At 65.5% G+C, this 19,448-nt stretch carries 24 protein-coding genes; 10 read left to right on the plus strand and 14 right to left on the minus strand.

Translation table 11 applies throughout. The features are described from left to right. Positions 1-133 precede the first annotated feature (133 nt). A complete protein-coding gene (locus EEB19_RS02220) occupies positions 134-580 on the plus strand; it encodes a hypothetical protein (RefSeq protein WP_187582717.1) in 447 nt (148 codons plus the stop codon). Positions 581-605: 25 nt separating this feature from the next. Here the strand turns inward: EEB19_RS02220 and EEB19_RS02225 are convergent, their stop codons facing one another. Beyond that, on the minus strand, positions 606-1,265 hold the full coding sequence (locus EEB19_RS02225) for an LGFP repeat-containing protein (RefSeq protein WP_187582719.1): 660 nt from the start codon (positions 1,263-1,265) through the stop codon (positions 606-608). Positions 1,266-1,523: 258 nt separating this feature from the next. On the opposite strand from EEB19_RS02225, the gene EEB19_RS02230 reads away from it, so the two are divergent. Both EEB19_RS02230 and EEB19_RS02235 read left to right on the plus strand, forming a co-directional pair. Then, positions 1,524-3,032 (plus strand): MFS transporter, encoded by a 1,509-nt coding sequence (locus EEB19_RS02230; RefSeq protein ID WP_187582720.1) that lies wholly within the window; start codon positions 1,524-1,526, stop codon positions 3,030-3,032. 183 nt (positions 3,033-3,215) lie between these two features. Then, positions 3,216-3,377 carry a hypothetical protein gene (locus EEB19_RS02235; protein WP_187582722.1) on the plus strand — a complete coding sequence of 54 codons (162 nt, stop codon included), beginning with the start codon at positions 3,216-3,218 and terminating at the stop codon, positions 3,375-3,377. 14 nt (positions 3,378-3,391) lie between these two features. Here the strand turns inward: EEB19_RS02235 and EEB19_RS02240 are convergent, their stop codons facing one another. Continuing rightward, complete coding sequence (locus EEB19_RS02240; protein WP_187582724.1) at positions 3,392-4,225, minus strand: hypothetical protein; 834 nt, start codon at positions 4,223-4,225, stop codon at positions 3,392-3,394. Further along, on the minus strand, positions 4,225-4,779 hold the full coding sequence (locus EEB19_RS02245; protein WP_187582726.1) for a DUF2716 domain-containing protein: 555 nt from the start codon (positions 4,777-4,779) through the stop codon (positions 4,225-4,227). Before EEB19_RS02245 ends, EEB19_RS02240 begins: the two co-directional genes overlap by 1 nt. A 6-nt stretch (positions 4,780-4,785) precedes the next feature. Between EEB19_RS02245 and EEB19_RS02250 the strand changes: the two genes are divergently transcribed. Continuing rightward, complete coding sequence (locus EEB19_RS02250; protein WP_187582728.1) at positions 4,786-5,721, plus strand: aminoglycoside phosphotransferase family protein; 936 nt, start codon at positions 4,786-4,788, stop codon at positions 5,719-5,721. Between the two features lie 38 nt (positions 5,722-5,759). On the opposite strand, the gene EEB19_RS02255 is transcribed toward EEB19_RS02250, so the two are convergent. After that, positions 5,760-6,125, minus strand: coding sequence for an Rv2640c family ArsR-like transcriptional regulator (locus EEB19_RS02255; protein WP_187582730.1), 366 nt, complete (start codon positions 6,123-6,125; stop codon positions 5,760-5,762). 99 nt (positions 6,126-6,224) lie between these two features. Here EEB19_RS02255 and EEB19_RS02260 point away from each other — a divergent pair, with 99 nt between their 5' ends. Then, a complete protein-coding gene (locus tag EEB19_RS02260) occupies positions 6,225-6,704 on the plus strand; it encodes an ArsI/CadI family heavy metal resistance metalloenzyme (protein ID WP_187582732.1) in 480 nt (159 codons plus the stop codon). A gap of 27 nt (positions 6,705-6,731) precedes the next feature. Here the strand turns inward: EEB19_RS02260 and EEB19_RS02265 are convergent, their stop codons facing one another. From EEB19_RS02265 to EEB19_RS02275, 3 genes are read right to left on the minus strand one after another with little or no spacing between them, the layout of a single operon-like run. Next, positions 6,732-7,145: a low molecular weight phosphatase family protein gene (locus tag EEB19_RS02265; RefSeq protein WP_187582734.1), complete on the minus strand. Its 414-nt coding sequence runs from the start codon at positions 7,143-7,145 to the stop codon at positions 6,732-6,734. Beyond that, entirely contained in the window at positions 7,142-8,218 is a 1,077-nt protein-coding gene (gene arsB / locus EEB19_RS02270; RefSeq protein ID WP_187582736.1) for an ACR3 family arsenite efflux transporter, read from the minus strand. The genes EEB19_RS02265 and arsB overlap by 4 nt, the downstream gene beginning before the upstream one ends. Beyond that, positions 8,215-8,580 carry a helix-turn-helix transcriptional regulator gene (locus EEB19_RS02275; protein WP_187582738.1) on the minus strand — a complete coding sequence of 122 codons (366 nt, stop codon included), beginning with the start codon at positions 8,578-8,580 and terminating at the stop codon, positions 8,215-8,217. The genes arsB and EEB19_RS02275 overlap by 4 nt, the downstream gene beginning before the upstream one ends. A gap of 518 nt (positions 8,581-9,098) precedes the next feature. Here EEB19_RS02275 and EEB19_RS02280 point away from each other — a divergent pair. Then, entirely contained in the window at positions 9,099-10,559 is a 1,461-nt protein-coding gene (locus tag EEB19_RS02280) for an APC family permease (RefSeq protein ID WP_187582740.1), read from the plus strand. Between the two features lie 25 nt (positions 10,560-10,584). Here the strand turns inward: EEB19_RS02280 and EEB19_RS02285 are convergent, their stop codons facing one another. From EEB19_RS02285 to EEB19_RS02310, 6 genes are all read right to left on the minus strand, one after another. Continuing rightward, positions 10,585-10,968, minus strand: a complete 384-nt coding sequence (locus EEB19_RS02285; protein ID WP_187582742.1) for a DUF2255 family protein — start codon at positions 10,966-10,968, stop codon at positions 10,585-10,587. A gap of 44 nt (positions 10,969-11,012) precedes the next feature. Further along, a complete protein-coding gene (locus tag EEB19_RS02290; protein WP_187582744.1) occupies positions 11,013-11,264 on the minus strand; it encodes a DUF6480 family protein in 252 nt (83 codons plus the stop codon). 268 nt (positions 11,265-11,532) lie between these two features. Then, a complete protein-coding gene (locus EEB19_RS02295) occupies positions 11,533-11,892 on the minus strand; it encodes a thiocyanate hydrolase (RefSeq protein WP_187582746.1) in 360 nt (119 codons plus the stop codon). A 1-nt stretch (position 11,893) separates the two neighbouring features. Then, positions 11,894-12,559, minus strand: coding sequence for a thiocyanate hydrolase subunit gamma (gene scnC / locus EEB19_RS02300; protein WP_262365400.1), 666 nt, complete (start codon positions 12,557-12,559; stop codon positions 11,894-11,896). A gap of 71 nt (positions 12,560-12,630) precedes the next feature. Further along, complete coding sequence (locus EEB19_RS02305; protein WP_187582750.1) at positions 12,631-13,488, minus strand: SH3-like domain-containing protein; 858 nt, start codon at positions 13,486-13,488, stop codon at positions 12,631-12,633. Positions 13,489-13,568: 80 nt separating this feature from the next. Further along, positions 13,569-14,675 carry a beta-mannosidase gene (locus tag EEB19_RS02310; RefSeq protein WP_262365374.1) on the minus strand — a complete coding sequence of 369 codons (1,107 nt, stop codon included), beginning with the start codon at positions 14,673-14,675 and terminating at the stop codon, positions 13,569-13,571. A 164-nt stretch (positions 14,676-14,839) separates the two neighbouring features. Between EEB19_RS02310 and EEB19_RS02315 the strand changes: the two genes are divergently transcribed. The 3 genes from EEB19_RS02315 (at position 14,840) to EEB19_RS02325 (ending at position 17,614) form a co-directional block, all read left to right on the plus strand. Further along, positions 14,840-15,202 carry a hypothetical protein gene (locus tag EEB19_RS02315; RefSeq protein ID WP_187582752.1) on the plus strand — a complete coding sequence of 121 codons (363 nt, stop codon included), beginning with the start codon at positions 14,840-14,842 and terminating at the stop codon, positions 15,200-15,202. A gap of 24 nt (positions 15,203-15,226) precedes the next feature. Then, positions 15,227-16,441, plus strand: coding sequence for a sodium:proton antiporter (locus tag EEB19_RS02320; RefSeq protein ID WP_187582754.1), 1,215 nt, complete (start codon positions 15,227-15,229; stop codon positions 16,439-16,441). An 87-nt stretch (positions 16,442-16,528) separates the two neighbouring features. After that, positions 16,529-17,614: a dihydrodipicolinate reductase gene (locus tag EEB19_RS02325; protein ID WP_187582756.1), complete on the plus strand. Its 1,086-nt coding sequence runs from the start codon at positions 16,529-16,531 to the stop codon at positions 17,612-17,614. A 32-nt stretch (positions 17,615-17,646) separates the two neighbouring features. Here EEB19_RS02325 and EEB19_RS02330 read toward each other — a convergent pair whose 3' ends face one another. Continuing rightward, positions 17,647-18,075 (minus strand): SRPBCC family protein, encoded by a 429-nt coding sequence (locus EEB19_RS02330; RefSeq protein WP_187582758.1) that lies wholly within the window; start codon positions 18,073-18,075, stop codon positions 17,647-17,649. A gap of 95 nt (positions 18,076-18,170) precedes the next feature. On the opposite strand from EEB19_RS02330, the gene EEB19_RS02335 reads away from it, so the two are divergent. After that, positions 18,171-19,298, plus strand: a complete 1,128-nt coding sequence (locus tag EEB19_RS02335; protein WP_262365375.1) for a glutamate--cysteine ligase — start codon at positions 18,171-18,173, stop codon at positions 19,296-19,298. Positions 19,299-19,448: the final 150 nt, after the last annotated feature.

Consider the following 19,448-nt stretch of genomic DNA (forward strand, 5'->3'; position numbering starts at 1 on the left):
GTTCGGCGGCCGTGAACAGGCGCCCGCTGGCGGTGAGTGTATCGACTGCCCGCTTCAGGTACGGGCGATTGGCAGAGTGACGGCGCCTGGCGGTGGTCCGGATCGACGACCAGGAGCGTGGAAAGATGCACCTATGAACGACCATCCGCGGCGGACGACGACCTCACGTCGTCTGTGGCAGGTGGCGCATGTGATCGCAACGCTGGTGATCCCATGGGTGTTGGCTGCGTATTACATGGGCTCGCACACGCACACGATTCCCGAAGAAGCCCACCTGGTTGCGGACTTTCACACCAAGGCGGCGACGGCTGCAGCTGTCCTGCTCGTCAGTTCGGTGCTGCTACGTCTCTCCGGGCGTAGCGTCGCCGCAAGCGTTCCCTTTGCAGTGATGTGGGTGATTGCGCTCGCCCTGTCCATCACCCAGATCCACGAGTTCGGCGGTACGTACTACTGCGAGGTCGAGTTGTGCATGCCCGACTTCGGACTGTTCATCACTGCGGTCCCATTCGCGATCGTGGTGTCTCTCGCCGTGCTTGGTTCGGTGGTGATCAACGGCGTCGCTCGTCGTATCGATCTCTGATCGCACCGGGGCGTGGTGCGCCGGTCTACGTCAGACCAGATGGCACGATCTTGCCGTTGACGGTGACAGTGACTTCACCGGTTCGGGTGTTCTCGGAAATGCTGCCGTGCTCAAAGCTGGCCTCGTTCACGTCACCATCACTGGTCACATCGCTGGTCGGAACGCCCAGGGGTCCGGGCGATCCGTTCATGCCGGTGATCGACGGGGTTCCGTCCGGGGCGCGCTCGGTGTTCCACGCATCCCGAATCGTTCCCGATGTGATGATGTACGCGGGTGTCCCGGACTTGTCGTTCTTCGCAATGATCACACCGCCGCGGAATTGCTGGAATACGACCCCACTCTCACGGGTGCCGGCATTGCGATCGCCGGTCAGCGGCAGTCCCAGCACGTCCTTCTGAGAGTCGGTCGCAGACGCGTACTTGGCGGCGATCGGGCCGTTCAGAGTCACCACGTCATCGCGTTCCACCGTGATTCGCACTGGAGACGGTTGGCCCGCCGCTGTCTCGCCGACCGATTCTGTGGCTGCTCGGCTTCCCTCTGCGGCCGCGGCAGACACCGCAGTCGCCGATGACTTCTGCGACGCAGCGTCATTGCCCGTGGCGTCGCTTCCGCAGGCGCCGGCTGTCAGCACAATGGCACACAGGCCGCCGAAGAATCCTGCACGGCGAACAACGGTTTGCCTCATGTCTTCCTTTCGATCGTCGACTCATGACGTTCTCGCGCAATCCCGAACCGGACATCCGGCTCGACTCTATCGGTACGACGCGCGGGCGTGCAGTGTCGCGAATGCGCTTTCGAGCCATCTGTATCCGCGGCGATCGAACACTCCTGATTCGGATGAACTGATGCAAAGCATTGCGGACCGGAGATGTCCGCGATAGGTCATAGCGTCGGGGGTGACCGAAAGCCCTTCTCCGCCTGCACACCTCCAAGGGAGCACTCGATGACAACCACGCCCACCGATCACGATCGGGTCGGCAACCGCGCATCGTCGATCTCGACGTCACCTGCCGTCGACACCGAGAGTCCGTCGCCGGTCGGCCGCGCGCGCACCGTGGCGCTGATCTGCCTGTTGGCCGCTTCGTTCATGGAACTCATGGACGCCACAGTGGTCAATGTCGCGCTACGAACCATGCAGACCGATCTCAACGCCTCCGCGGCAAGTCTGCAGTGGGTGGTTGCCGGCTATCCGCTCACCTACGCTGTAGGTCTCATCTTGGGCGCACGCCTGGGCGACAACTACGGCCGACGAAGGCTTTTCGTGCTCGGGCTGGGCGCCTTCGGCATCGCTTCGTTGGCCTGCGGGCTCGCGGCCGGCCCCGGTCAGCTGGTGGGCTTTCGGCTCATCCAGGGCGCCGCGGCCGCACTCATGGTGCCTCAGGTACTGAGCAACATCCAGGTCCTCTACCCGCCCGCCGAGCGCGGGAAGGCGATGGGAATGTTCACGTCAGTGATCGGCCTCGCGGCGGTCGCCGGACCGATCCTCGGTGCCGTCATCACCAGCGGCGACTGGTTCGGGCTCGGGTGGCGTCCGATCTTCCTCATCAATGTGCCCCTTGCGCTGATCGCGATCGTCGCCGCGCTCCTGTTCATCCCGGAGACACGGGCCGCGGTACGCTCCCCCATCACCGCCGGGTCCGCACTCCTCATCGGCGGTTCCCTGGGCGCGATCATGTTGCCCATCACCCTGGGTCCGGAGAACGACTGGCCGGCATGGGGTTTCATCATGATCGTGGCGGGAGCCGTCGGGCTGGTGATCTTCGTGCGCAGGCAGGCGTCACTGGCCCGCGCCGGCGGCGAGCCTCTGGTGCCTCCGGCGCTGTTCGGCACCCCGTCATTCACTGCCGGATTGGTCTCGTTCGCGGTGCTGATGGTGCCCACAGGGGGCTACTTCCTCGTGCAGTCGCTGCACGTTCAACTGGCGTTCGGCTGGTCGGTCCTGCACACCGGGATGATGTGGATTCCGTTCTCGGTCGCGGTCCCGGTGTCTGCCGGGCTGGCGGCGACAGTGCTGGCTGCTCGTCTCGGCAAGCATGTGCTCCAACTGGGAGCAACTGTTCTCATCTCCGGAATGGCCTTGATGTACGTCGCGGAGCAATCCGCCCACCCGGCGGCCTGGTTCTGCATCGCCCTCACCGTGTCCGGGCTCGGTTTCGGCACGATCGTGGGTTCGGCAGGACTGCTGGTCCTCAATGACGTCGCTGTCCGCCTGGCTGGGGCCGCATCGGGTGTCTTCAACACCGCCCAGGCTCTTTCTGTCGCGATCGGCGCCGCAGTGATCGGCACCGTCTACTCGTCGATCGGAGACACCAGTGGCCTCGAATCAGGTTATCGTGCTTCCCTGTTCGTCATGATGGCCCTCATCGCGGTCGGCGCTACCCTGGCCCAGCTGATGCCATCGCGCACGGCCGTGCAACGGCCCGCCGTAGCGCACGGAATCCGCGAGGACTAGTGCCCGTCTTCGGGACCTGGACATAACGCGCTGGGCCGGTCGGTTTACCCGATCCGGCCCAGCGGCGCCCGCCATGAGCGCCTGCCCGCAGCGCCCGCACGCCTCCGTGCGCGCATCGTCGCGAGTACCGAGAACTCACCACGCACACGATTGGGCACACGCGAGTTCGGGTAAACGGCTCGCATGAACGACGACACAACCGACCCACACACTGAGAAGACCGGCACCGGACCGGAGGGCGCGGAATCCGACGTGCAGTCCGATCCAGCCGAAGGCGAGACAGCCGGCGACTGGACCGGTGAGGGTGGTGCCACCGAGGATGGCCCTGCCACGGACAACGACTGACCGAGCGCAGGGCGTCAGGGCATCGCCAACACGTCGAGCACCCGCTGTCCGTGTGCGTGATTGACGAAGCCCATGTCGGCCAACAGGGACGCGTCCAGGTTGGTCACGATCTTGTATGCGCCGTCGTCGGCGGCGTCGTGGATAGCGTGCAGAACTGCTCGACGGACGCTGTGCTCGGGCACTCCGGGCAGAGCATCGATGATCTCGAGTGAGGCGATACCCGGGTCGGCAGTCCAGACCGTCACTGCATGGGCGACGTACAGAGGGTGCGAGTGACGGTCGTCGGGCGCTCTCAACTCATAAATGCACGAGATGAATCGTTCGCCGGGGTACGTGGTGACGGTGTCCATGGCCAGACCACTTCCGTGTTGAACGTGGACATTTCCGTCGGCGTCAGGTTCGATCGACCGCCGGCCACCGTGACCGTAGAGGCCATTCGTCCGCTCGGTGGTGCGACGGCCGAGTTGGATGACGCCGTTACGGCGGCGACCCCGTCCCCACCTCGTCCATCCGGTACTCAAGTCTTCACACCAGTCCATGGCGGAGTAGCCGACCCATGCGCGCGGACTGTCCGCGGGTGACCGAAGGTCGTCCTCGGCCTGCGGGAGCGCGCGGGTGACCGCGAACCGCACCGGATTCTGCTTCCACTGGAACTGAAGCGACATCGAATCAGCGGTGATGGTGAGGATTTCAGGACGCAGGTCATCGTGGATGGCACCAGGGACAGCGAATAGCTCGAATGCCGCCTCGGCGGTGGCACGGGCGATCGGGGTGAGCCGAGCGGGCCGGACCGAGACGAGCTCGAGATCCCACCGTCCGTACGGTCCCCGCGGAGAATCCCGATGCATCACGGCGCTCCTGTCGGTGTCTCGGTCCCGTTGATCCTCTTCGTCGGTAACCATGTCGCCAACGTCCGCCCCAACGTCGCGACAAGCTCGTCACCGAACACGCACAGTGTCTGTTCCCATGGATGTCCGAATGTTCCCGTGCTGAAGTCGGGTCGGGCGAAGATGTAGTAGTCCCCATCCGGGTACACCGGGACCCGCCACTCGGTGTCGAACAAGCGAGCAGGAACCGCGGCGTCGAATCGATACCCAGGATGCTGCCAGTCGAGCACGATCCACTCGGACTCATCGACGACGCTCACGAAACATCGCTGCGCTTCGGCGTTGATCGCGTCTGCCCAAGGCAGGATTCCCGGGAGGTTTGGCGGGAGGGACAGGTCGAACGTCATCGATGGGGTCGGATCGGTGACGGCCGGCCACTGCTTTGGACGGATGCTCGGTCGGAAAGAACCGAACCGATCGATGAACAGGGCCCACGCCTCACGCCGTTCTTCGTCGGTCAGGATGCTCCATCCCGCGGGCAGCGTGTCTCCGTGGTCTCGAGTCCACCGCATCATCAAACCATGGTCCCAGCCGCAGCCCCGCTCGACGAGCACATCCGGCGACGCCCACCCGATCCGCTCGACGCTGGACCCACCTGCGACGACAATCAACGCATGGATCGCCTGACACAAAGCTGGGCGCTGCACTGGCCAGATGCGGACATCGAAGCCATGGCCGACGATGTTCGGCAGCGCGCGGTCAGCGCCGCGGACGCCTGGGGTCTACGTCACCTGAACGAGTTACCCGGCGGCACCGTGGCACTGGTCCTCGCCGACGAGGATGTGGTGCTGAAAGTCCATCCACGCGGCCATCCGGACGACGAGCAGCTCATCGCGGAAGGAGTTGCCCTGCAAGCATGGTCGGCCACCGGTGCCGCAGCACAGCTGTACGGGCGCCGCGACGGCGGGTCCACGCTGCTGCTGGAGAGGCTCACCCCGGGCACGCCTCTCGAAGCCGCCGGCGTCTCGTGGGACGAGCGCCTCGAGGTACTCGGCACACTCGTCGGCCGCTTGCATGCTGCCCTACAACCCGCAGTGGGTTCCCCGCACATCGGCGGCACGTACTCGCGTGACTGGCGCAGAACGCTCGGGGACTCGCAGCTGCTCTCGCCCGCCGCCGACGACGTCCTCCTTCACAGCGACCTCCACGGCGGCAACGCATTACGCGCTGGCGCCCGCTGGCGAATCATCGACCCTCACGCGGTGCGTGGCGACCGCCACGCAGACATCTGGGCCCTGATCGATCCGCTCGCGCCGGTACCTCCTGATGCGCGTACTGCCAGGACGTGGATCCGGCGCTACGCCGCAGCAGCGAATCTCGATTCCGACCGTGCCGCAGAATGGGTGCACTACCGAGCACGAGGCGAAGCACTCGACGGCGCCGACGGCGACCACGCGTGGGCAGAGCGCCTCACCCACATGGCCAACCTGCTCGGGGCCGCCGACCGGCCTGGATGAGAACACGTCGGACGAGAAGTCAGAACCTCACCCGCCCGTCAGCAACAGTCGGCATCTCCGCCGAGGACCGAACACACTGCCCGCAGCGATTCCGGTCGTGGCCGGTAGTACACATTCATGCCACGACGCTCCGGCTCCACCATTCCTGCCTGTCGAAGCCGGCCGAGGTGATGACTGGTCGTCGCTTCGGTCAGGTCGATCGCCGCGGCGAGATCGCATGTGCAGACACCCTCGCCCGACCGATCGGCAATCAGGATCGACAACAACGTGAGTCGCACCGGATCGGCAAGTGCTTTGAGCCGCAATGCGATCTCCACGGCGGCGTCGCGCTCGAGCGGCGCCGATGAGATCGGCGCACAGCAGATCGGTTCGCTGACGTCAACGACCGGCAAGGTCTTGGGCATACTCGACCCTAGCGCACCTTCTTGACTTATGTCGAAATACCGCGCATCCTGGCCGTGACGATACTTTGATATATGTCTTACTGGTAAAGGTGGTCGATCATGTCCCGTGTGCAGCTCGCACTCAACGTCGATGATCTCGAATCGGCGATTGCGTTCTACTCGAAGCTCTTCGGCACACCCCCTGCGAAACGCAAGCCAGGCTACGCGAACTTCGCCGTCGCCGACCCTCCGCTGAAGCTGGTGTTGATGGAGAACCCCGGCCTGGGCGGGACGATCAACCACCTAGGCGTCGAGGTCGAGTCCAGCGACATGGTGCACTCCGAGATCGAGCGGCTGTCGGGCACGGGCCTGTTCACGCAGGAAGAGATCAACTCCACCTGTTGCTTCGCGACGCAGGACAAGGTGTGGGTGACCGGACCCGCCGGTGAGAAGTGGGAGGTCTATGCCGTTCTCGCCGACTCAGATACGTTCGGCAAAGGACCGAACCTGCTGGCACAGAACCTCATTGACGAGTCGGAGACCGGAGTAGCATGTTGTGGCGGCAACGCAACCGAAGTAGCAGGCGCGACGTGTTGCTGACCCGACGCCGAGGTTTCTCGGCCCCTGCTACCGGGACAGTCGGGCGATAAGAGCACCGATCCGCTCGGTGATGTCGTCACGGATCATCCGCATTCGATCGATCCCGTCGATGCCGCGAGCGGACGGTTCATCGGTGTCCCACACCTCGACGGTGACCCCGGCCGGCGGGGAGACCTCCGCGGTGCCGACCACCACCACGAGGTCGGCGGTTCGCATCAGGTCGTCGGTGAGCTGACGTGGCGAATGTCGGATGGGGACCGCGCCGACCTCGGCGAGCACTTGTGCGGCAAGATCATTGATGCCGCCGCCGATCGTCGCCGCGGTACCGGCCGATGACGCCCTGATCTGGTCGGTGACCGCGGCAGTGAGGTGTTCGGCCATCACGGATTTGCCGCGGTTGCTCACGCAGACGAACAGCACGTTCTTGGGTTCGGGGCTCATGGGCTCGTCCGAACCCGCGAGGTGGCGGTGAACCGACGACGCAGCGCCAGGGAGACATACACCAGCGCGACGAGGACCGGCACCTCGATCAGTGGGCCGATCACACCGGCCAGCGCCTGGCCGGACATGGCCCCGTACGTGGCGATGGCAACTGCGATGGCGAGCTCGAAGTTGTTGCCGGCCGCGGTGAATGCCAATGTCACCGTCCGCGCGTAGCCGATTCCGAGAACGGCACCCAGGGCGAAACCCCCGCCCCACATCACCGCGAAGTAGAGAAGCAACGGCAGCGCGATACGGACGACATCCCACGGCTGCGCCGTGATCCGCTCACCTTGCAGCGCGAACAACACCACGATGGTGAACAGAAGACCGTACAAGGCCCACGGCCCCAATCGCGGCAGGAACGATGACTCGTACCAGGCGCGACCTTTGGTCCGCTCCCCCCATCGACGGGTCAGGTAGCCCGCGACGAGCGGGATGCCGAGGAAGATCAGCACCGATTTCGCGATCTGCCAGGGCGAGGTGTCGATGGTGGTTTGCGCCCAACCGAGCCAACCGGGCAGAACCGACAGATAGAACCAACCCAACACGGCGAACATGATGACCTGGAAGACCGAGTTCAGAGCGACGAGCACCGCAGCCGCCTCCCGATCGCCACACGCCAGGTCGTTCCAGATGATGACCATCGCGATACAGCGGGCAAGGCCGACGATGATCAGCCCGGTCCGGTACTCCGGTAGATCAGGTAGCAACGCCCAGGCGAGCGCAAACATCAACGCCGGGCCGACAATCCAGTTCAACAGCAACGACCCCGCCAGCAGCCGTCGATCCCCGGTGACCGAATCGAGTCGGTCGTAGCGCACCTTGGCCAGCACCGGGTACATCATGATCAGCAACCCGAGGGCGATCGGCAGCGAGATGCCGTCGATCTCCACGGCAGCCACCACCTCACCCAGGCCGGGTACGGCGCGCCCGAGCACGAGTCCTGCCACCATGGCAATACCGATCCACACCGGCAGAAACCGGTCCACCACCGACAGCTTTGCGGCCACCGCCGCATCGGTAGCGGTCATTGTGGGACCTCGCACGATTGCGGCTCCCCCACCATCGCGGCCAATCCACCCAGCAGATCCGACAACTCGGCGAGCGCGGCACTGTTGGCCCGGTAATACACCCAGGTGGCGCGTCGCTCGCTCGTCACGAGCCCGGCTTCGCGCAGCACTTTCAGATGATGGGAGATCGTCGGCTGCGACACATCGAATGTCCCCGAGATATCACAGACGCACGCCTCACCACCCGGATGGGACGCAACCTCCGACAACAGCCGCAACCGCACCGGATCCGCGAGCGCCTTCAGCGCGCGAGACACGCGTGCGGCCTGTTCCACATCCAATCCGCGCGTGGTTCCGATGATCAACATATCCTGTTTCGACACCCATCGATATTGACAGATATCGAATCAACGGGTCAATCGACGACGTCCACGCATGCCCCTTCTTGCCGCCGAACGACCGCCGCGGCCATGTGGTGAATGGGCCTACCGACGGAAGCCACCCCACCCAAGTCGGGGAGAGACTACGCGTCGCTCCCGGTGACGATGACCTCGGCGATGTCCCACAGCAGATTGTCGAATGCTTCGATGGCATAGAAAATCGTGGACAGCATGAGAGATATCCTTCCCGACCACTGAATGTGCACACTTCGAATCAGCAGAGACCACGCTCGACGGAACGAATGGTGCAATGAAACGCTCGTCGTTTCACTGTTTCATACTTACCACGATGCCCCAGCGATTATTTGAGCATCGAAAAAAGCAATTCTCATCGAATCGCCGCGCCTCAGCAGCGACCCTGTTGTTGACAAGTGCGTGTTGTGCCTGCCGTTTCCCTGATTCGCTCCGTCGGCGTGGTGAGCACGGTCTAACTTTGAGCTCACCTGAGCGGCGGAGGCCACATGAGCGAACAGACGTCACGTATGGACGATTCCTACGAGATGTCCAGCGAGTTCGGCTACCGCCCGGAACTGAAACGCACTCTCGGTTCGTTCCAGATCTTTGCCGTGTCGTTCGCGTTCATCTCGGTCGCGGTGGGCATCTTCGGTACATACGGACTGCTGCTGAGCAACTCCGGACCGGTCGGTATTTGGACGTGGCTGATCGCCCTGGTGGGCCAGCTCCTTGTCGCGTTGGTCATCGCCCAATTCGCTGCACGGATTCCGCTCAGCGGATCGTCGTATCAATGGGCGTCTCGCCTCGCCAGCCCGCGAGTCGGCTGGGGATTCGGCTGGCTGACGTTCTGCTACCTCGTGACCGGGCTGATGGCGATCGACAACGCGATGGCCAGCCAGTGCCTGATGCCGCTGTTCGGCATGGCGCCCGACGAGCACACGGCTCGAGTCATCACTGTGGTGATCATGCTCGTGCAGGCCGCCCTCGCGATCGCGTCGACCCGGATCGTCGGTTGGGTCAACTCTCTGGCAGTGGGCATGGAGGTCGCCATCGTGGTGCTCCTCGTCGTCGCCCTGTTGATCGCGGTGGCGGTGACCGGCGACGGCTCGGTCGACAACCTCGGATCGCGAGGTGTCGCAGCGGGTTCGGCCGACTACTTCGCCTTCGGCGGCGGTCTGATGGCCGTGATGATCGTCGGACTGGCGACCCTGGTCGGCTTCGACTCGGCAGCGAACATGGCCGAGGAGGCCAAGGATCCGCACCGCAGTGTCCCGAGAGCCATCGTCGGTTCCGTCGCTGCGGCCGGCGTGCTCGGCATGCTGTTCCTGATCGCCTTGACGGTGGCGATCGACGACATTGCCGAGGTCACCGCTTCCGGATCACCGGTCGCGACGATCATGCGTGATCAGCTCGGCGCGCCTACGGAGCGAATCCTGTTGGTGGTCATTGCCATCGCATTCTTCGGAGGCGGATTGGTCACGATGACCTCGTGCGCGCGCACGGTGTTCGCGATGTCGCGGGACGGCCGGTTCCCCGCCCATCGCTGGATGCGGCAGGTCAACGCCCGCACCAAGACACCGGTGGCGGCAACCGTCCTGCCGTTGATGATCGGGATCGTCGTGATGATCGTGCTGCCTGGCGACGCCCTGGTCGAGCTGATCACCGCGGGCACGCTGTTCCCGGCGATCACCTACGGGTTCGTCGTCGCGTTGTATCTGGCTGTACGCAATCGCCTCGACCGCACTCGCGGCGCCTTCGACCTCGGACGCTTCGAAATACCCGTGGCAGTCGCCGCGTTGATCTGGTCGGTGTGCTCCGTGGTGGTGCTGCTCTCCCCCATCGACGCGACCGTCCCGATGATCGTGGTCGGAGGATTGATCCTCCTCGGCGGCGTGTATTTCTGCTACCTGCTCACTTTCCGGCGTGTCGTCCTCGACACCGAACCCGGCCGTGACGGCGAGTATTGATGCGCCGACGCCTGCCGTCGGTTGATCATTGACGAGGCGTCAGCCGAAGTGTCGTCTGCGCGGCGTCGGCGGCGACCATGCGCTCTGCGGCAGAACCGAAGCGCCCGTACTTCGCACGGTAGGCGTCATCGATCGCGAGACGGAGCTCGGCATCGGCTGCCACGTCGTCGACGATCACGTCGACATCGAGCTCACCCAGTCGTATTCGTGCCATTCCGGCCCGTACAGCGCGGCCGAACCATCCTGTGTCCCGGCGGTACCACGTCCGTACGTAGATGCCTGCGCCACTGCGCACTACCCAGATCGGAACATATCCGCCGAACGTTCCATCACGACGCGGCGCGGCTATCTCGAGTTCGTCGTCAACCTGCATGACGGCGAGTTCATCCCCCGACCAGTCCGCGCCCATTCACCGAGATTAGGCGAACTCGCCGATCGATCATCCGGCGTCCGTCAGAACAGTCCGAGGGCCCGATCGATGAGCCCGGCCGCGACGATGACGATCACCAGAACCGCCAATCCGATGGCCACCATCGCACCGATGCTCCGACGCTGTGGCGGTTCGTGTTGCGGCCCGCCGACCGCCGTCTCGGCCGGCGGGATATCACCCGGGGCGACCCCTCCCCCAGGCTCCAGACCTGCGGTGTTGTCCGGATCCGGGTTCTGCGGATCGAACCGGTCGGCGTCGGAGTCCTTGTCAGTCATGCAGCCGGGGTACCCCGCACCACGCCGGTTCACGCATCGTTTCGATGCTGCTCGACTGCCGCGACGAGATCTTCACGGCGGAGGCTTCAGCCTCATGCTGAACACGTCGGGTGCAATCGACACCTGACGAGAGTCCGTCGGCGATGTCCGATCGGATGCGTACTTCTGTCGCCGGGTACCGGTAGGCCTGGTCGAACCTCGCCGGGTCCATCCCGAGGTCCATGGCGACCACAAGCGTGACGACGGACGCCTCCGCCCGGAAACGCGGTCAGGCCTCGAGTCGGCTCCGCACCGTCGCCATGCGTTCGCGCAGCTCTGTCTCGCCGATCAGACCCCGGTCCAGCAGCGAATGAGCAAGCGATACAAGCTGACTCTCCGGGAAGGGAACCGCCGAGTAGAGGGTCGCGGTCAGTGCGTCTTCGTCGTCCCGACGTTGTTCGCCGCTCGGCACATCCGGATCAACCGCCCGATCGAGGGCATCGCACATGCCGTCGAGGCTCGTCTTCCATGGCGGCACCGGGTTCTCGACGCCGTACTTGCGGGCCATTCGCGGCCAGGTCTGATCGCGCTCGACGATCTCGGTCAACGGATCATGCTGCCGGGGTGTGTCATTCGATCCTCTCGCCATGTCAGTAGGCCTCGCCGGGATGGACGGCAGGCCGCGTCTGGACGACGACGTTGGTGGTGATTCCCGGTTTCGGCAGTGCGACCCCGATCAGACAATCGCGCGTGATGATCTCGGTGAGCCGGTCCTCGTCCCAGTCATCGGTGTCTGCGGGCCGCATCGGCATGACCATGAACCGGTGCTTCTGGTTGGAATCCTGGACGCGAACCGACATGCCGTCGGGCAGGGTCAATCCGAACTCGGACAGGACTTGCCGGGGCCATCGGACCATCCTGCGACGGTAGTTGGGCGTGCGATACCACTCCGGGGAGTTCCCCAGGATGGGCCGCGGATAACACGAACACAGCGCGCAGACGATGACGTGATGCGTCTGCGGGGTGTCCTCGAGGATCTCGAACGCGGTGAAGTCGCTGGGCGTGCCGAAGCCGGTCGGTTCCAGCCAGTCGACGCCGACCTCTTTGCTCGCCGTCATCGGATCGGAGAGCGCGAGGTGTTTGAACTCGGGATCGAGCCACGCCCGCGCGACGAGACGTGCGGCGGGAGTCGGTCCGATCTGCTCGGCGAACTCCGTGAACTGTCGGTGCTCGTCGCTGGTGAACAGGCCCTTCTCGATACACAGTTCGCGGAGGGCGATCTCCAACACCTCGAAGTCGGTCACCTCGTCGACCATCGGCTTCACCGTGCGCGCATGGTCATGATCATGGTCGTGGTCGTGGTCGTGGTCGTGGTCGTGGTCGTCGGTCACGTGGTGGGTCCTTCCGACGTCGCGAGAGTGAGCCATCGTTCGGGGATCTCGGTGCACAGGGTGTCCGTGGCCGGGCCGGTGTAACCCGACCACAGGTCGGCCATGTCGAAGCGGACCACGTAGAACCACTCCGGCGGTGCGTCCTCGCGTCCCCAGGTCTCGTCCTCCGGTGCCGGACTCTCGTAGGCGACGGTGTCGATCGCGCCGATGGCGCCGCGGACGTATTCCGGGGTGCGTGTGTACAGGAGCACCGGTAGGTCGCGGACCACCACACGTTGACCGACGGAGAATTTCGGGTCGCCGGCCCGGCCCGCGTAGATCTGAGGGTCACCGGTCCCCACCGCGTGCTTGTGGTGCCTGTTGCGCGTGACGTCCGCGCCATCGCCGACCGATCGAGGCCGAGCTTCGAGAGACTTCCCGCTGAGCCCGTCGGCGTATCTGTCGCGGACCTCGAGCATCCGCTCCCCCAGTTCGCCCAGACCGATGTGGTGTTTCTCCACCAGGACTCGGGCGACGGCGAGTAGCCAGCGGCCGTAGTACGGGATGCCCAGGTAGACGGCCCGCCCGACGTCGACGTTTCCGATGCGGCGGCGTTCCTCGGACAGCCAGATGCCGCGCCATGCCAGCACTTCACACATGACGTAGGTCATGTGTTCCCAGTGCTCATACTGCTTGTTCTCGTATGTGACAGGCGAATCGGGTTCGCCGCCGACGTCGTGGACCGGTTTCATGTACGCGACAAACCGCGCATGATCGAGCAGATCGGGTGTCGGCGCATCCGGCAGTTCCGGATAGGACGACTTGAGCCTGGCCACGAGATCGAGTTGCGTCGCTCGCTCTTTCGCTGAACTCACCGGACCTCCTCGAAGGACGTGCTCCCCCCGGCTGAGCTGTGACTGTACTCGTCCGACTCGCCGACTGCCGACGATTCGGCTCACCCGCCGTACCGGACGAGATCGTCGACGAGTCCGAACGTGGGATCACCGGGACCGATGTCGAACGTGCACTGGTCATCTCGCGGATCCGGGACGAAGGCCCAGAACAAGGCGGTCGCCGTGCCGGCCGCCCGCTGACCGCTCACCTTGGTGCGGAAGTCGGCGGCGCGCTGCTGACGTGTGCCGCAGGATCCCGCGTTCTGGCCGATCTCATTGACGGCGAGCGGTTTTCCGACGACTCGCGCCTGCCGTATCCGTTCGGCGAGACCGTTCCACTGGTCACCGGGCAAGGGGACCCCATCGGACCCGTAGTCGTGGTAGTCCAGAACGTCGAGACCCGCGGAACCCCCGACGAACTCATACTGCGGACCGGCAGTTCCGCACTGTCCTCCTCCGGCGAAGCCGGACCAGATCACCGCGCCCGGGTCGATGCGCCGCACGGCGGCGCCGGCCCTGTCGAAGAAGGTCCGTAACACCACCGGCGCGTCGGACGGGCATGAGCGGGTCTGCCATCCGCAGGCCGCGTCACCGCAGATGCTCGGTTCCGGTTCGCCGACGAGTTCCCAGCCCGCCAGCGTCGGATGGTTCTTCCACCGCCGAACCGCTGCACGCATCCACTGCCGAAACGTCATGCCCCCGGCTCCGACGACGGTCCGCCACCCGGAGACGTACCAGTCACGTTCCTTGAACTGACCGTTCTCGCAGGCCCCATCGGAGGCGACGAGTACCGGGAGGACCATCTGGTCGTGACGGGCCGCGGCCGCGAACACCGCATCCATCGGCGCGTAGTCGATCGCGCCGGTGAACTTGTTGACGGCGAGCTGTGCGAACAGATCGAACCGGGTGAGCGAGTGCGGTGGAAGCGACGCGAAATAGGCATCGAGATCGACCATCGCCCCGCAGCCCGTGTTGACCGACCAATCCGTGGCGAGTTGGTAGGCATCGAAACCCGACGGCCACCACGCGGATCCGTCCAGACGGAATCCGTCCACGGTCGCGTCCACCCGCCCCGACGCGGCCTCTGCGGGTGGCGCCGGGACGCACCACGCCATGACGATCACCAGGAGTGCGAGCACCCCGAACCGACTCATGTACCTCGAGGCCATCGTCGTCCGCCTCATCATCCGGTACCCCTCTGCCCACCATCGTGCACCCTCGCACGCCGACACGCCTGGCGGACGAGAGATTCACACTCATGCCGTGACGTCCGGCGATCGGTGATAGACAACGGGGGAGCTCGAATCACCCGCTACCGAGCAAGGAGGATCTGGTGACCGTCAACCCACGCCACCATCTTGCGGCGGCGTCGGCCGGAGCGATCTCGGCCAACGTCGTCCCGCACCTGGCACATGGCGTGACCGGCAAAGCCTTTCCCACTCCGTTCGCGGATCCACCCGGAGTCGGCGACTCCTCCCCTGTGCTCAACGTCGTGTGGGCGGGTATGAATGCGGGCGCGGTGGCCGCTGTGGTGTTCGCGCAACGGCGACGCGTACCGACACCCGCGTTCGCCATCTCCTACGCGGTCGGCGCAGCGGTTGCCGCACTTGGTCTCCGGTCGTACTTCGGCCGGGTTCGTCAGACACCGATGACAGCACGAACGCACCCGACCACATCAGCGCGCCGTCCCGGCTGAACGTCGATCACCACGGAGAACACGATGGAATCCGTTCTCATCGGGCTGATCGTGATGATCGTCTGGGCGTTGGTGTCCCGTCGCCTCTCCGACGCCCGCGTCACCGGACCGTCCCTGATGGTGATCGCCGGTGTCGCCATCGGATTCACCACGAGCGACGAGATCGGTCACACGCTCAACACGGTGGTGGCCGAGCGTGTTGTCGAACTGATACTCGCGCTGCTGCTCTTCGTCGATGCGATGGAGGTCAAGGGTGGCTACTTCGGCGGCGAACGCGGACCGACGCTGCGGTTGCTGCTGATCGGGATTCCGCTGTCCCTCGCCCTCGCCGTCGGATTCGGCGCGTTGCTGCTCCCCGGGCTCTCCTTCGCGGTCCTGTTGATCATCGCCTGCGTGATCGTGCCCACCGATTTCACGCCCGCTCCGGCAATCCTGCGCGACCGTCGACTCCCGCGTCGAATCCGCCACGTGTTGAATGTCGAGAGCGGGTACAACGACGGCGTGATTGCGCCGGTCTTCATCTTCGCGCTCGCCCTGGCCGAGAATCACGGACACGACTCGGCGCTCGAGGCTTTGGGTGACGCCATTCCCGCGGCGGGTCTGGCCGTGCTCGTCGGCGCGCCGATCGGTATCGCGGCTGCCTGGCTCACCAGTCGAAGCGTCGAACGCGACCTGGCGAGCGCGTCGGCGATCCGGATGAGTCTCGTGCTCGTCCCGTTGCTCAGCTATGCCACGGCGACCTCGATCGACGCCAACGGATTCGTCGCGGCATTCATCTGCGGGCTCGCCTATCGCGCCACCCGCTCGCCGTCGGAGGTGGAGTTGAGCCTTGCCGAGGATCTCAGCACCCTGACGAGCCTGGCGATGTGGTTCGTGTTCGGCCTGACGACGGTGCTGCTCGCGTCGTTCGGTGTCGACTGGCGGGTGATCGTGTTCGCCATCGCGGGGCTCACGATCATCCGAATGCTCCCGGTGTACCTGTCGCTCGTGCGCTCTGACCTCACCTCGCGTGACCGACTCCTGATCGGCGCACTCGGACCCCGGGGTACGGCGTCGATCGTGTTCGGGCTCCTGGCCTACAACGCGCTCGACGGTGTGCCCGCCGACGATGTGCTGTATGCCATGGCCGCGACCGTGATCGGCAGTGTGCTCCTGCACGGAGTCGGATCCGCATGGCTGTCGGATCGTCTCGGCAGGAGAACAGCGGCCGCCGACCCGGGCGCGAGCACCGGAGACTGACGTCATCTCCGACGTCCTCTCACCGCCTCCGCGCCGGGAATCACGATCCTGCCGTCGGCACCGGCCCGGGTTACCTATCCTCAGCGCATGGTCGAGGAGTTGCGTGTGGTCGTGTGGGGTACCGGCAACGTCGGGCAGGCCGCCATCCGGTCGGTGCTCGCCCACCCGGACCTGCTGTTGCGCGGCGTCGTCGTCCACAACCCGGAGAAGGTCGGACGCGACGCCGGCCGGCTCGCGGGACTCGACGACGACCTCGGGATCACGGCCACCGCAGACGTCGACGAACTACTCGACGACGCCGACGCCCTCGTCTATGCCGCATCCGGTGACATCCGACCGGCCGACGCCCTGGCCGACATCACCGGTGCGATCGACCGGGGCCTCACGGTCGTCACCCCGTCGCTCTACGCGCTCTACGACCCGCGGTCTGCACCACCCGAGATCCGGGACCCGGTCCTCGACGCCATCGCCCGCGGTGGCGGATCGCTGTTCGTCTCCGGCATCGACCCCGGGTGGGGCAACGACATACTCCCCTTGCTGGCAACGGGTCTGGCCTCCCGGATCGACGCCATCCGATGCCAGGAGATCTTCGACTACACGACCTACGATCAGCCGGATTCCGTGCGGTACCTCGTCGGGATGGGACAGCCGATGGACTACGAACCGCCCATGCTGTCCGAGGGTGTCCCGACGATGGTGTGGGGCGGCCAGATCCGCCTGATCGCACGGGGATTGGGCATCGAGATCGACCAGATCCGAGAGACCGTGGACCGGAGACCACTGGATGCCGACGTCACCACCCCGTCGATGGGGATGTTCGAGGCGGGCACCCAGGGGGCCGTACGGTTCGAGGTCCTGGGAACCGTCGGCGACCGCACCCCGATCGTCATCGAACATGTCACGCGCATCCACGCGGACTGCGCGCCCGATTGGCCGACCCCACCCGACGGCGGCGACGGCGCCCACCGGGTCATCATCGAGGGCACGCCGCGGATCGAGATCACCGTCGAGGCGACCGACGACGAGGGCAACCGCGCCGCCGGTGGCAATGCCACCGCGGTGGGTCGTCTGGTCAATGCCATTCCCTGGCTCGCCGACGCCGGGCCGGGTCTGTACGACGCCCTCGACGTCCCGTTGAGCGCCGCCGTCGGCAAGCTCGGTGCCGGGGACTGAACGCCCGAGCGGTATCGCCTTCGGTGTCAGTGTCAGCGCAGCCGGGCGAGATTGCTGATCGACGTCCGCACATCGGACTCGATGACCTTCGCGACCAACGAACCGACCGGACCGTTGAGCAGGCCCCCGCCCAGTTCGGCGGTCAGGTCGAAGTGTGACCCGTCTTCCACCGGGGTGACCTTCATCGTCAGGTCGATGCGCACGCCGCCACGTCCGTGCCCGGACAGCGCGATGACGGTGGGCTCGATGTATTCGGTGACCCGCCAATGGATGACGTTGCGGAAGCCCTTCACCTTGATCAGCGACGAGATCGTCGTGCCCTCGGCGATCTGCTGCGGAAGCTCACCTCGCCATCCGCCGAAGATCGTCATCCACTCCGAGAACCGGCTCAGATCCGAGGCGAGTTCCCACGCCGATCCCGGCGCCAGGTCCGATCCCACTCCGACGTCGACACGTGCCACGCGAACCTCCTCCTGTCGTGGGTCCGAACCGTCGGACCGCTCGTCTGGTGGACGCTCGCCGTCGTGAGGCCCCCTGTCGACCGTACGATGAGATGGTGACGTCCGCCGATCCACCGCCCACGGCCGGGGCGGGGCACGCGCATCCCACGATCGGCGTCGAGGAAGAGTTCATCCTGGTCGATCGCTCCACCGGACACCCGGTGAGTCGCAACCGCGAGGTCGCCGCGGCGGCCTCACGTCGTGGTGTCGACCTGGATCTCGAACTGACCTCGTGCCAGGTCGAGATCGCGACCGGGACATGCTCGACGATCGGGGAAGTCCTGGAGCAACTGCGCCACCTGCGTTCTGTGGTCGCCGAGTCCGCCGACGAGGTCGGAGTCGGCGTCATCGCCGCCGGCGTCCCGCCGACCGTTCCCGACGACTTCCCCATCACCGATACCGAGCGGTATCGACAGATCGGTCAGCGCTTCGGCATGCTCGCCCATGAGCAAGGAATCTGTGGGTGCCACGTGCACGTCGGTGTGCCCGATCGCGACACCGCGGTGGCCGTCAGCAACCACCTTCGGCATCGGCTGCCGACACTTCTTGCGCTGTCGGCGAATTCGGCGGTCTACCGAGACGCCGACACCGGACATGCCAGCTGGCGCTCCGTGCTGTGGTCGCGGTGGCCCGCGGGTGGGCCACCTCCGCACCTCCGATCGCGTGAGCATTTCGAGCATCTCGTGTCGATGTTCGTGTCGAGCGGTGCGATCCTCGACGACCACATGGTCTATTGGGACATCCGGCCCTCCGATCACCTGCCCACCATCGAGATCCGTGTCGGGGACGTGCAGGCACGGGCCGACGAGGCGGTTGGACTGGCCGCGCTCGTGCGGGCCCTGGTGATGACGGCGACGTCCGAGATCGCCGCGGGCGTGATCGCGCCTGTCGTGGAGACCGAGATCCTCACCGCGGCCCTGTGGAAGGCCGCGCACGACGGGATCGACGGCGACGGCATCGACGTGCTGCGCGAGGTCTCCGCACCGGCGGCTCAACTGACGAGCCGGCTCGTGTCCGACATGGCCGGCGCACTCGATGAGCTGGGTGATCGCGCGATGATCGACGCCCACATCGACAAGCTCACCCGATCCGGCAACGGCGCCACCCGCCAACGTGCCCTACTCGTCGACGGCGCGACGGGACGGGACATCGTCGTCGCACACATCGCCGATTTCACCGGGTGACTGCGCCTCTCCCGCGGCCGACATCGCACCAGCGGCCCGACGACGCGCCGAGGAGATCGGGCTCCGATCATGCGTGCGCGACGGGCTTGTCTCAGTTGACACCGCAGTGGTCGCCCGAGGAGCTGCTCGGCGTGGCCTCGCGCTGTGGTG

Source organism: Gordonia sp. OPL2 (genome assembly GCF_003797825.1).
Classification (GTDB): Bacteria; Actinomycetota; Actinomycetes; order Mycobacteriales; family Mycobacteriaceae; genus Gordonia.

Bases quoted from the DNA above. Each gene is read 5' to 3' on its own strand.
- EEB19_RS02220 (WP_187582717.1), top strand. From the start codon at position 134: ATGAACGACCATCCGCGGCGGACGACGACCTCACGTCGTCTGTGGCAG.
- EEB19_RS02225 (WP_187582719.1), bottom strand. From the start codon at position 1,265: ATGAGGCAAACCGTTGTTCGCCGTGCAGGATTCTTCGGCGGCCTGTGT.
- EEB19_RS02230 (WP_187582720.1), top strand. From the start codon at position 1,524: ATGACAACCACGCCCACCGATCACGATCGGGTCGGCAACCGCGCATCG.
- EEB19_RS02235 (WP_187582722.1), top strand. From the start codon at position 3,216: ATGAACGACGACACAACCGACCCACACACTGAGAAGACCGGCACCGGA.
- EEB19_RS02240 (WP_187582724.1), bottom strand. From the start codon at position 4,225: ATGCATCGGGATTCTCCGCGGGGACCGTACGGACGGTGGGATCTCGAG.
- EEB19_RS02245 (WP_187582726.1), bottom strand. From the start codon at position 4,779: ATGATGCGGTGGACTCGAGACCACGGAGACACGCTGCCCGCGGGATGG.
- EEB19_RS02250 (WP_187582728.1), top strand. From the start codon at position 4,786: ATGGTCCCAGCCGCAGCCCCGCTCGACGAGCACATCCGGCGACGCCCA.
- EEB19_RS02255 (WP_187582730.1), bottom strand. From the start codon at position 6,125: ATGCCCAAGACCTTGCCGGTCGTTGACGTCAGCGAACCGATCTGCTGT.
- EEB19_RS02260 (WP_187582732.1), top strand. From the start codon at position 6,225: ATGTCCCGTGTGCAGCTCGCACTCAACGTCGATGATCTCGAATCGGCG.
- EEB19_RS02265 (WP_187582734.1), bottom strand. From the start codon at position 7,145: ATGAGCCCCGAACCCAAGAACGTGCTGTTCGTCTGCGTGAGCAACCGC.
- arsB (WP_187582736.1), bottom strand. From the start codon at position 8,218: ATGACCGCTACCGATGCGGCGGTGGCCGCAAAGCTGTCGGTGGTGGAC.
- EEB19_RS02280 (WP_187582740.1), top strand. From the start codon at position 9,099: ATGAGCGAACAGACGTCACGTATGGACGATTCCTACGAGATGTCCAGC.
- EEB19_RS02285 (WP_187582742.1), bottom strand. From the start codon at position 10,968: ATGGGCGCGGACTGGTCGGGGGATGAACTCGCCGTCATGCAGGTTGAC.
- EEB19_RS02290 (WP_187582744.1), bottom strand. From the start codon at position 11,264: ATGACTGACAAGGACTCCGACGCCGACCGGTTCGATCCGCAGAACCCG.
- EEB19_RS02295 (WP_187582746.1), bottom strand. From the start codon at position 11,892: ATGGCGAGAGGATCGAATGACACACCCCGGCAGCATGATCCGTTGACC.
- scnC (WP_262365400.1), bottom strand. From the start codon at position 12,559: ATGGTCGACGAGGTGACCGACTTCGAGGTGTTGGAGATCGCCCTCCGC.
- EEB19_RS02310 (WP_262365374.1), bottom strand. From the start codon at position 14,675: ATGGCCTCGAGGTACATGAGTCGGTTCGGGGTGCTCGCACTCCTGGTG.
- EEB19_RS02320 (WP_187582754.1), top strand. From the start codon at position 15,227: ATGGAATCCGTTCTCATCGGGCTGATCGTGATGATCGTCTGGGCGTTG.
- EEB19_RS02325 (WP_187582756.1), top strand. From the start codon at position 16,529: ATGGTCGAGGAGTTGCGTGTGGTCGTGTGGGGTACCGGCAACGTCGGG.